The organism is Saccharophagus sp. K07 (assembly GCF_014336955.1).
In the GTDB taxonomy this organism is placed as follows: domain Bacteria; phylum Pseudomonadota; class Gammaproteobacteria; order Pseudomonadales; family Cellvibrionaceae; genus UBA5868.
Genome location: NZ_QRAI01000007.1, coordinates 100,962 through 112,342 on the forward strand (window position 1 = coordinate 100,962; position 11,381 = coordinate 112,342).

The 11,381-nt window shown below is 53.0% G+C and carries 10 protein-coding genes; 4 read left to right on the forward strand and 6 right to left on the reverse strand.

The genetic code is table 11. From position 1 onward, the window contains the following. Positions 1–18: 18 nt before the first annotated feature. Complete coding sequence (locus DWB84_RS17405) at positions 19–2,415, reverse strand: TonB-dependent receptor (protein WP_187411086.1); 2,397 nt, start codon at positions 2,413–2,415, stop codon at positions 19–21. Between the two features lie 438 nt (positions 2,416–2,853). Here DWB84_RS17405 and rhlB point away from each other — a divergent pair, with 438 nt between their 5' ends. Beyond that, positions 2,854–4,194 (forward strand): ATP-dependent RNA helicase RhlB, encoded by a 1,341-nt coding sequence (rhlB, locus tag DWB84_RS17410; protein WP_255429050.1) that lies wholly within the window; start codon positions 2,854–2,856, stop codon positions 4,192–4,194. A gap of 2 nt (positions 4,195–4,196) precedes the next feature. Here the strand turns inward: rhlB and cysZ are convergent, their stop codons facing one another. The 5 genes from cysZ to gatC form a co-directional block, all read right to left on the reverse strand. Next, positions 4,197–4,988 carry a sulfate transporter CysZ gene (gene cysZ / locus DWB84_RS17415; protein WP_187411087.1) on the reverse strand — a complete coding sequence of 264 codons (792 nt, stop codon included), beginning with the start codon at positions 4,986–4,988 and terminating at the stop codon, positions 4,197–4,199. 7 nt (positions 4,989–4,995) lie between these two features. Next, on the reverse strand, positions 4,996–5,307 hold the full coding sequence (locus DWB84_RS17420; protein ID WP_187411088.1) for a PA4642 family protein: 312 nt from the start codon (positions 5,305–5,307) through the stop codon (positions 4,996–4,998). A gap of 96 nt (positions 5,308–5,403) precedes the next feature. After that, complete coding sequence (gatB, locus tag DWB84_RS17425) at positions 5,404–6,849, reverse strand: Asp-tRNA(Asn)/Glu-tRNA(Gln) amidotransferase subunit GatB (protein WP_187411089.1); 1,446 nt, start codon at positions 6,847–6,849, stop codon at positions 5,404–5,406. A gap of 15 nt (positions 6,850–6,864) precedes the next feature. Continuing rightward, entirely contained in the window at positions 6,865–8,316 is a 1,452-nt protein-coding gene (gene gatA, locus DWB84_RS17430) for an Asp-tRNA(Asn)/Glu-tRNA(Gln) amidotransferase subunit GatA (protein WP_187411090.1), read from the reverse strand. Positions 8,317–8,353: 37 nt separating this feature from the next. Continuing rightward, positions 8,354–8,668, reverse strand: coding sequence for an Asp-tRNA(Asn)/Glu-tRNA(Gln) amidotransferase subunit GatC (gene gatC / locus DWB84_RS17435; RefSeq protein WP_222868263.1), 315 nt, complete (start codon positions 8,666–8,668; stop codon positions 8,354–8,356). Positions 8,669–8,877: 209 nt separating this feature from the next. On the opposite strand from gatC, the gene DWB84_RS17440 reads away from it, so the two are divergent. Genes DWB84_RS17440 through mreD form a run of 3 tightly spaced genes read left to right on the forward strand, consistent with a single transcriptional unit; the run spans position 8,878 to position 11,283 of the window. After that, a complete protein-coding gene (locus DWB84_RS17440) occupies positions 8,878–9,909 on the forward strand; it encodes a rod shape-determining protein (protein ID WP_187411092.1) in 1,032 nt (343 codons plus the stop codon). 35 nt (positions 9,910–9,944) lie between these two features. After that, complete coding sequence (mreC, locus tag DWB84_RS17445; protein ID WP_187411093.1) at positions 9,945–10,796, forward strand: rod shape-determining protein MreC; 852 nt, start codon at positions 9,945–9,947, stop codon at positions 10,794–10,796. 13 nt (positions 10,797–10,809) lie between these two features. Next, positions 10,810–11,283 carry a rod shape-determining protein MreD gene (gene mreD, locus DWB84_RS17450; protein ID WP_255429051.1) on the forward strand — a complete coding sequence of 158 codons (474 nt, stop codon included), beginning with the start codon at positions 10,810–10,812 and terminating at the stop codon, positions 11,281–11,283. Positions 11,284–11,381: the final 98 nt, after the last annotated feature.

An 11,381-nucleotide genomic window follows, 5' to 3' on the forward strand; every position in this document is an offset into this window, starting at 1 on the left:
TTTTTGTAAGCGATCTAATTAAAATCTATAAGTCGCCTCCACAGCAATCGTGCGTGGTCTACGCAAAAAACTGTAGTAAGTGTTGGTTTGGAAGAAGGTTTCGCTCAGCGGTACGTTGGCGGAGTAGGAAATAATTTCTTCATCCAGCAAGTTTTTGCCAAGTAATGCGATTACCCAATTTTCTGCTTCCAATGCGAGGCGTGCATCCAACATGGTGTAGGAGTCAATTTCGCCGCGCGGATCCAAGTTGACGTGCACTTGCTGTTTATCAACCCACTGTGCGTCCAATGAGGCGGCCAATTCCAAGGAGCCTATAGGCTGAATGTATTGCAAGCCTGCGTTGATGGTAACTTCCGGTGTATAAACGCCGCGTAGGCCAGTGTAATCACAGAATTTATCATTGCCGACGGTGGAATCTGGTTGTTGACCGAAATAGCAGTTGCCGTTGGTGAAATCGTCGTATTCGAAGTCGAGGATAGCAACGCCGTAGGTTCCCAATAAATTATTGGTTAACTGTACTCGGCCGTCGATTTCAATACCTTGAACAATAGTGCTGTTCGCATTACCGATATTAAATCCTACTGCGCCGTCAAATTGGCTGACTTGCAGGTCTTCGTAATCCATATGGAAAACGGCGACGTTCATCTCGCTGCGACCGTCGAGGAAGCGCATTTTGCTGCCGAGTTCGATGGCAGTAACTTTTTCTTCCTCAAATTCAAAGCGAGATGCTTTGTTGGTGCGCGGGTCGAAACCGCCGGCTTTAAATCCTTTGGAGATTTTGGCGTAAGTCATGATGTCGTCATTGACATCAAAGGTGATGGTAAACGCCGGTGTAAACGCCGATTCGCTTCTGGATCCTCTGACGTTGTGGCCAGTACCTTGTTCGGTATCGGTAAGGAAAATAATGGCGAAGATATTGGCAAGATCTGTATCGTTAATAATGTCGCCTGTCGCAATATCCAGCACATTAATAGTTTTGTCTGCGTCTTTGTCCTCTTCGGTAAAGCGCGCGCCTAATGTCAAAGACAACCGATCAGTAGCTCGCCAAGTGGCTTCAGCAAATATCGCCCAAATATCCGAGCTTTGATTAAAGCGTCTTGCAACTTGGCTGCCACCAAAGCGGGGTGAATATTGCAGGAATGGGAACTGTACTTGATAGGCAGGTATTGCTCGGTCTCTGACTAATACTTGTAGCGGACTGGTGAGCGGAATATTGAAGTCGTCGTCAAAACTTTGATCGTAAGTTTGATAGAAGGCTCCAGCAATCCAGGTTACGGCTCTATCTTCTGGTGAAGCAATACGAATTTCCTGACTAAATTGCTTGTAGTCTTCGTACATATCCAAACTGAAGAAATCGACTGGCGTAAAATCACAATCGCAATTTTCATCGTATTCAAAGCGCAGTCCGCCCGTCAAAGAGGTGATGGTGTAGTCACCCAAGTGGTAGTCAGCACGGAGTGTCAGTGAATCGATTTTATTGTTGCTGATCTCAGGGGAGTTGATTTGGCGTCTATAGTCCGCTTCGCTATCGATGCTGGCGCCAAAGCTAGCTCCTAATATTTGCTGGAAAGTGAGACCGCCAACACCACCTGGGGGTGGGGTGGTAGAAATGGAAGCGACATCCTGGGTAATTTCGATCGCCCGCCCCTGAACATCAAACTTATTATGTTCTGCAACCAGCAATATGTCCCATTTGTCATTGGGTTGCCAGGCCAGAGATCCTCGCACGGATTTTTCTTCGCTGTCGGGTTCGTCGCGATTTTTTGTGGTGTTAAACATAAAACCCGGGTCGTCGTAATAACGCACGGCGATGCGACCTTGTAAGTTGTCGCTCAGCGGGCCGGAGATATATCCATTAACTTCCTTGGTCTTAAATTCGGTTTCGTAACCTGCGGTGATTTGGCCTTCGAATTCATTCGTCGGTCTGGCAGTAATAATATCCAGAGCGCCCGCAATGGCGTTTTTGCCGAATAGAGTGCCTTGCGGTCCGCGCATGACTTCCACGCGCTCCACATCAAAAATCGGTGCGCGGAACAGTTGCGCACGGCTGTGATAAATGCCGTCTTTGTAAACACCGACGGATTGTTCAAATCCCTGGCTGTTATCGGAACCTATACCGCGAATACGCATCTGCGTGCTCAGGCCGGTTTCGGTGAAATGGATATTGGGAACGTAAGCGGTCAGGTCTTCTAGATTTTCGATGCCCATGCGTTCGATTTTTTCGCCGGTTACTGCGGCGACAGAAATCGGAACTTCCTGTAGGGTTTGAACACGTTTTTGAGAGGTCACCAGAACTTCTTCAAGAATTTTAGGTTCGCTGGTCTGCGCCAGGGCGACGCTGCTTGCGCAAATAAGGGAAATTGCCGTGTATAGAGGATTTTTTAATAGATTTAATGATGACGAAGCGCGGTTCATGGTTTCCTCCATTAAGGGTCGATTCAAAATCTTGTTATCGGGCGCTGACGGTGGAGAGTTCTGGCTGGTGTCGAGACTTCAGAACCCGTCCGCTATTTTTATAGTGCTAATGGTTATAGCTACTCGCTAAATTGTTGTTATAGCTTCTGGCTAAATTGTTATAGCTACTATTAGTGTAGTCGGAATACGCAAAAGTCTCGGCGATTCGCCGGATGCGGCATCATAGCTTGCTTTGAGAAAGATGAAACCGGGCAAAACCGGGGCTTGCTGGATATGGCGACACACCTGTTAAGTTGGGTGCCACAAGTATTACTTGCCACCTGATATCGCTTGCTGTTATTGATTGTGCAGACAGGCCGCGACATCGTGCTAAACTGCGCGTTTATTGGACAGGTTCAACCTGAACCCACCGTTGACACACAAGTACTGGAAGATCATTTGAAGAAACAACACTCTCCTGCAGATGCCCAAGATTGGCACATCGAGCAATTCGAAGTCCCGCCCGCCCAGGGCAAAATACGTTTTCACGACTTCCCCCTCTCGGCCCCGGTGATGCGGGCAATTCAAGAACTCGGTTTTCGCTACTGCTCCCCCATTCAAGCGCAATCACTGCCTTATAGCTTGGCCGGTCACGATGTATTGGGACGCGCCCAGACAGGCACCGGCAAAACAGCCGCGTTTTTGATTAGCGTGATCGAAGATCTGCTGAAAAACCCCATCAAAGGCCCTCGTTATGCCGGTGAAGCGCGCGCATTGGTATTGGCGCCCACACGCGAGCTGGTTTTGCAGATTGCCGAAGACGCTAAAGCGCTGACCCGCTTTACCGATTTGCATATCCATACCCTGGTGGGCGGCATGGATTACGGCAAGCAGCGCACCCAGTTACAGCGCGAGCTGGTGGATATTCTGGTGGCAACTCCCGGCCGCCTGATCGATTTTTGCGATAGCAACGACGTATTTTTGGATCAGGTCGAAATTTTGGTTATCGATGAAGCGGACCGTATGTTGGATATGGGATTTATTCCGCAGGTGCGCCGCATAGTGCGTTTGACACCGCGACGGGAAAATCGCCAGACGCTGATGTTTTCCGCAACATTTTCTTCCGATGTATTGAATCTGGCGGATCAGTGGATGTTCGAGCCTGCGCGCGTGGAGATCGAGCCGACCAGTGTGGCGACGGAAACGGTGGAACAGCATATTTATCTCGCGTCCGCAGATGAAAAAGACACCATGCTGTTTAATCTTTTGCAGCAGACCAATGTCGACAGCATGATGGTATTTGCGAATCGTCGCGATCAATGCCGCAAACTCCACGGCGCCTTGCGCAGCCTCGGTTTTAAAGTGGGTTTGCTGTCGGGTGAAATCGATCAGAACAAGCGCGTTAAAACGCTGGACGCTTTTAAAAATGGTCAGCTGAAAGTGTTAGTCGCAACTGATGTTGCAGGGCGCGGCATTCACATCAACGACGTATCGCATGTAGTGAATTACACCTTGCCGGAAGAGCCGGAAGATTATGTGCACCGCATCGGTCGCACCGGGCGCGCAGGCAGTCACGGGACGTCCATCAGTTTTGCCTGTGAGGACGATGCATTTCGTCTGCCGGCGATCGAGGCGTTGCTCGGGCGCTCGATTCGCTGCGAACAACCGCCGGAAAACTTGTTAAAGCCCATTCCGGCGGAGCAGCAATTGGCGTTGCAGGCCCAGCACGCGGAAGATCGTCGCAATAGCGGGCGCCCGCATCATTCCGGTGGGCATAATAAACGCCGGTCGCGTCGCTGAGCTTATTTTTTATTTTCTGCAGGTGGCCGAGTCACCTGCAATCCTTTTACTTCATTCACCCAAAATAAAGTACCGCCAATAACCGCTGCCGGCATGGCGATAATGTTCAAAACCGGGATCATGCTGCAGCCCAATACCACACCGCCAAAACTAACGCTGCTGTAGCGACGTTTGCGCAGAATTCGCCGTAAAAGACCAAAATCCGTTTTATGGTTGTCCGCAGCGTAGTCCACGTATTGAATCGACATGGACCAGGCGCTCCACAGAGTGCCGACTATAGGTACCAGAAAATTCAAAAAAAATGTCAGGCCGAGCAGCAGCATCACCAAAAAAATAAAAAGGCCGCGCGTTAAAAAATAAACCAGTTTTCTTATTTCCCGCACAACGGTGCGCAGAATCATCAGCAACAACGATTCATCCGGCAATTTTTGCCCTGTTACCAATTCTTCGGTTTTTTGCGCTAACAGGCCGTAAAAGGGCGCGGCCAAAATATTGGTGATGATATTGAAGGAGTAGCCGTAGCCAATCAGCACCACCACCACAATCAAAAACCACGCGACCCATTTAAGAGTTTTTTCCAAAAATTGGAGAATTTCCGGCAGCGGTATTTGCCAATTGGTCAATTCGTCGAAGTACTGCACCAGCAGGGTGGTGAGAATAATAAACAGGGCGATATTGATAGCGAGCGGGACTAGAACAAACAGGCGCAGTTGCGGATGGAAAACCAAGCGCAAACCGCGGAGAAAATAATGGACGCCGGAGATCGGGCTATTGCGGGGCAGCTCGTGATGCATGAGGGCGTCAGACGGCGCCCTCGTCTTTAGCGCCAGCAGCTTCCAGCGCTTCTACATATTCTTCGGCATGGCGATGAGATTTGATCACCTGCAAAAAGGTTTTGCCTTCGCCGTTGGAGGCGTTGATATTGCGCCCTTCCTCGACAAAAAAGCGAATAAAGGTCGCGAAGTTTTCCGCATTCATGCCGCGGTAGGCTTTTTCCAGCGCGCAGTAATCCGGGTCGAGATTTCCGTAAGGTTCGACATGGAGAAATGTGCGAATGCGATCATCGTCAAAATGCTCGCCGAGAACTTTGGCTTTGTCTTTTTTCAGGCTCATAAATATTCCTGTATCGGCAAAATGGATGTGGAGAGTTTACCCCGCCCCAGCCCTCTCCTCGGTGTAAAGGGCTAGGCAAGGGGAGGTTGGGAGGGGTCACCCCCCCAGTTTCTCCAGCAAAATCCTGTTCAATTCTTGCGGGTTCGCCTGGCCTTTGGAGGCTTTCATCGCCTGGCCGACAAAGAACCCGAGCATCTTCGGCCGTTTGTCTTCCGCAGCGCTGCGGTAATTGGCCACCTGCTGGGGATTGTTGGCGATGATGTCGTCAACGATTTTCTCCAGCGCTCCAGTGTCGGACACCTGTTTCAAACCTTTGGTTTCGATAACCGTGTCGGCGTCACCTTCGCCATTCCACATGGCTTCGAACACGATTTTCGCCATCTTGCTGGAGATAGTGCCATCGTCCAGACGGCGGATCAGACCGGCTAAGGCGGCAGCGCTGATGGGCGACTGCTGAATCGTCAGTTCCTGGCGGTTCAGTTGCGCGGCGAGTTCCACCATCACCCAGTTGGCGGCCAGTTTTGGTTTGCCGGACAGTTGTGCGGCTTCCTCGAAATAAGCTGCTGTCGCAGCGTCGCTGCTCAGAATGCTGGCGTCATATTCGGGCAGGCCCAGTTCGGCGATATAACGCGCGCGTTTGGCTTCTGGCAGCTCTGGCATTTGCCGGCGCACGTCTTCGATAAAGGCATCGTCCAATACCACCGGCAGTAGATCCGGGCAGGGGAAGTAGCGGTAATCGTTGGAATCTTCCTTGGTGCGCATGGAGCGCGCTTTTTTGGTGTCGCCGTTGTACAGACGGGTTTCCTGCACGATCTTGCCGCCGGATTCCAGCACATCGATCTGCCGTTCGATTTCCAGCTCGATCGCTTCTTCCATGAATTTGAAGGAGTTGAGGTTTTTGGTCTCGGTGCGCGTGCCGAGTTTTTCCTGGCCTTTGGGGCGCACGGAGATGTTGACGTCAAAGCGCATGGAGCCCTGTGACATATCGCCGTCGCAGATGCCGAGAGAGGTCACCAGGCCGTGCAGCTTTTTGGCAAAGGCCACAGCTTCTTCGGCGGAGCGCATATCTGGCTCGGTTACCACTTCGATCAAAGGTGTGCCAGCGCGATTGAGGTCGATGCCCGACATGCCGTGGAAGTCTTCGTGCAGAGATTTGCCCGCGTCCTCTTCCAGGTGAGCGTGATGAATGCGTACGCGTTTGGTTTCCCCGTTGGAGAGAGTCAGATCCAGATAGCCTGCACCGACTATGGGACTGGCCAACTGAGTGGTCTGATAGCCCTTCGGCAGATCGGGGTAGAAATAATTTTTGCGCTCGAAGATGGAGCGGCGGTTGATTTCAGCATTGATCGCCAGACCGAACATGGTGGCCATGCGAAACGCTTCGGCATTGACGGTCGGCAGGGTGCCGGGCATTGCCAAGTCGATCGCGCAGGCCTGAGTGTTGGGCTCAGCGCCGAATGCTGTGCTGGAACCGGAAAAAATTTTCGAGCGGGTCGCCAGCTGTACGTGGACTTCGAGACCTATGACGGTTTCCCATTCCATTTTGTATGTACCTTTTTAAATACCGGCGGGCGCCAGATCGTGAAATTGGGTGTTTTGCTGGAACTGATGCGCGATGTTCAGCATGCGCGCCTCGGCAAAATAATTGCCGATGATTTGCAGTCCCACAGGTTTGTCATCGACCAGACCGCAGGGGATCGACATGCCCGGCAGGCCCGCCAAGTTGGTGGCGATGGTATAGATATCTTCCAGATACATGGCGACCGGGTCTTTGCTCTTGGCGCCGAACTCAAACGCCGGTGATGGCGCGGTCGGTCCCATGATCACATCGACGGTTTTGAAGGCGTCGACGAAATCCTGTTTGATCAAGCGGCGGGCTTTTTGCGCCTTCGCGTAATAAGCGTCGTAATAGCCTGCGGAAAGCGCATAACAGCCGACCATGATGCGGCGTTTTACCTCTTCACCAAAACCTTCACTGCGTGAACGCTTGTAGAGATCTTCCAGGCTCTGCGGATTGGCGCAGCGGTAACCGTAACGCACACCGTCAAAACGGCTGAGGTTGGCGGAACACTCGGCAGGTGCGATCACATAATAGGCAGGCACTGCGATATGGCTGTGCGGCAGGCTGACGGAATGTACAGAAGCGCCGAGTTTTTCGAAGGTTTTGATCGCGTCTTCAACAGCGCGCGCGGTTCCTTCGTTTAAGCCTTCGCCAAAATATTCTTTCGGCACACCGATTCTTAACCCGCTCAAGGATTCATTCAGTGTCGCGGTGTAATCCGGAATGGGTTCATCGACGCAGGTGGAGTCCTTGGCGTCGAAGCTCGCCATGGTGTTCAGCAACAGAGCTGCGTCTTCGGCGGTGCGGGTCATCAAGCCTGCCTGATCGAGGCTCGAGGCAAAGGCGATCATGCCCCAGCGGGAAACGCGGCCGTAAGTGGGTTTAATGCCGGTGATACCGCACAGGCTGGCAGGCTGGCGAATGGAGCCGCCGGTGTCGGAGGCGGTCGCTGCAGGCGTGATGCGCGCCGCAACGCTGGCGGCAGAGCCGCCGGAAGAACCGCCGGGTACGCAATTCAGTGCCCAGGGATTTTTCACCGGACCGTAGTAGCTGGTCTCGTTGGATGAACCCATCGCAAATTCATCCATATTGGTTTTGCCCAACATGACTACGCCGTCGCGCAGGTAATTTTCCACGATGGTGGCGTCGTAAGGCGGGACAAAATTGTCCAGCATTTTGGAGCCACAGCTGGTGCGCACGCCGGTGGTGCAGAAAATATCTTTGTGGGCGAGGGGAATGCCGCACAGAGCTGGAGCGTTGCCTGCCGCTAAACGCGCATCGGCCTGTCTGGCCTGCTGCAGCGCTTGCTCGCGGGTAACTGTAACAAAGCTGTTGTAATTGCTGTCGAGTCGCTCGATGCGAGCCAGAAAATGTTCCGTCAATTCCACGCTGGAGAACGTTTTTTGACGCAGCTCCCGGATCATCTGGGCAATGGTGAGGTTATGCATGAGTCGAATATCCGCTGCGGTTTTTCCGCGAGAAAAATTAATCGATGACTTTGGGGACGAGGTAAAGGCCATTTTCCGTGGCGGGTGCAATCGCGAGAAATTCATCGCGGCGATTGGGTTCACTCACTTCGTCGGCGCGCAGGCGTTGCACTGCATCGAGTGGGTGGGCCATAGGGGCAACATTGCCGGTATCGAGTGCCTGCAGTTGGTCCACCAGAGCGAGCACGTTGCTGATACGAGTGGCGACTTCGTCGATTTCTTCGGGGCGAATTTCCAGTCGCGCCAAATGCGCAAGTTTTTCAATTTCGGAACGGTCCACAGAAGGTCTCCCGTGCGTTACCCCGGCGCGCATTCGCGCGGTGGCCGCACCTAAATTCATCTATAATGTGAAGGATTTGCGAGGCGCGCTAAGTTACCACATTTGCGCCTTGCTCTAAATCCCCGGCATTGCTAGAGTGCCACGATTTACGATTCCGCATTGTTTTCCTACATAAACACAGCTGCCAGCGGAATATTCGCCCGCTCACCGGGTTGACATCTAAATAAGGTTTTTCCACCACTATGCTAAAGCGTCTGCGCGGAATTTTTTCCAACGATCTCTCTATTGACCTCGGTACCGCCAACACCCTCATCTATGTCCGCGAACGCGGCATTGTTCTCAACGAACCCTCCGTCGTCGCTATCCGCAATCACAACGGCCAAAAATCAGTAGAAGCTGTCGGCATGGCGGCAAAACGTATGCTGGGTCGTACACCGGGAAATATCACGGCAATTCGCCCGTTAAAAGATGGCGTAATCGCCGACTTCCAGGTCACCGAAAAAATGCTCCAGCATTTCATTCGCAAAGTGCATGAAAACAGCTGGTTTCAACCAAGTCCGCGCGTATTGGTCTGCGTGCCCTGTTTATCGACTGAAGTAGAAAAACGCGCAATTCGTGAATCGGCCTTCGGCGCTGGTGCGCGTGAAGTGCGTTTGATCGAAGAGCCTATGGCGGCAGCCATAGGTGCGGGTTTGAAAGTGGCAGAAGCGACCGGCTCCATGGTGGTGGACATAGGCGGCGGCACCACTGAAATTGCCATTATTTCCTTGAATGGTGTTGTGTTGTCCGATTCAGTTCGCATCGGCGGCGATCGTTTCGATGAAGCAATTGTGAATTACGTGCGCCGCAAATATGGCACCGTTATTGGCGACGCGACGGCGGAACGCATCAAGAAAGAAATCGGCTGTGCCTACGCTGGCAGCGAAGTGTTGGAAATTGATGTGCGCGGTCGCAACCTCGCCGAAGGGGTGCCGCGCAGTTTCACCCTGAACAGCGACGAAGTCCTCGAAGCTCTGCAAGAACCCCTGTCCGGTATCGTCCAGGCGGTTAAAAGTACTCTCGAACAATCTCCCCCAGAATTGGCCTCTGATATTGCCGAAAGCGGCATCGTCCTCACTGGCGGCGGCGCGCTGCTGCGCGATATCGACCGCCTGTTGATGGAGGAAACCGGCCTGCCAGTGCTGGTTGCGGAAGACCCCTTGACCTGCGTCGCCCGCGGCGGCGGTAAGGCAATGGAACTCATGGATAGCCGAGCCATCCATTTACATTATTGATCCACCCTGTTCGTTGAGGTCTTCCTATCAAACCGATGTTTGCCAAGGGTCCATCACCGGGAGCTAGACTCACGGTGTTGGCGCTGCTCGCCTTGGCGATCGCGCTGATCTATAGCAAGACCACCTGGTTGGATGGCGTGCGCCAGCGTCTCGTGGATGTGACCGTCCCCATCTATTGGCTGGCAGACATCCCGGGCGACATAGGCCGGTGGTCGCAGGATCGCTTGGCTTCCAAAGTCGATCTGCAGGAAGAAAACCGCGCACTGCGCACCGAAGTTCTGGTGTTAAAGCGCAAACTCCAGCAAATGGCCGCCCTCACCGCCGAAAACACCCGCCTGCGCCAACTGCTCAATTCCGCCGATACCATTGAAGACCGCGTCCTGGTCGCCGAGTTGATCGGTGTTTCGCCCGACCCTATGAAACATAAGGTAATGATCAACCGCGGCACGGCGGATGGCGTGTACATTGGCCAACCGGTGGTGGATGCCTATGGTCTGGTGGGGCAGGTGGTGGAAGTCGGCAAACATACAGGCCGGGTGCTGCTGATCACCGATTCCAGCCACGCGCTGCCGGTGCAGATCAATCGCAACGGCATAAGGCTGGTGGCGGAAGGCCAGGGCAACCTGTTTGAATTGCAGCTGCGGTTTGTCTCCAGCACTATGGATATTCAGGAAGGTGATCTGCTGGTCACCTCCGGTTTAGGCCAGCGTTTCCCGCCTGGCTATCCGGTGGCGCAGGTGGAAAAAGTCACTCACGATCCGGGCAAACCCTTCGCCACAGTCACGGCGCGCCCCATGGCGGAGTTGAACCGCAACCGCCATGTTCTGCTCGTATTCGATCGTCACAGCATGCAGGACGAGCCCGCAGCGCCTGCCAGCGGCAACTGAAATGCCGAATCCTATGCCGCTCATTTTTGTGATGCTGTTCAGCCTGCTGGTGGCTTTACTGGCGGCGGTTTATCCCTTGTCGCCCAATTTGTCAGTCTACCGACCTGAGCTGCTCTGCCTGTTGGTGATTTACTGGATTATGCACAGCCCTCACCAGATCGGGGTTGGTATAGCCTGGTGTGTGGGTTTGCTGCAGGATTTGGTGGAAGATGGCGTTTGGGGTGGGCACGCCCTGGCGCTGGCTTTGGTTGCTTATATCAGTCTGATGTCCTACCGGCGTTTGCGCTCTTACTCCATCAGCCAGCAGACCTTCTGGATCTTTATTTTTGTCGGTATCCACCAGTTGTTTGTCAATTGGGTTCAAGGATTATCTGGATACGCCGCGCCAGCACGTTATATGGTGATCTCGGCGTTTGTATCGGCAGTTTGCTGGCCTTTGCTGGTACTGTTGATGTTCCTCTTGTTGCGGCGTCATAGAGCTTTCTGACGCATCGGGTGCGAATGGAAGCCAGCTCTTAATGTCTATAACAATCGTTTGAGCTTCGTTCCGACGGCCCTGTATATCCTGGCATTGTCCCTGTATAT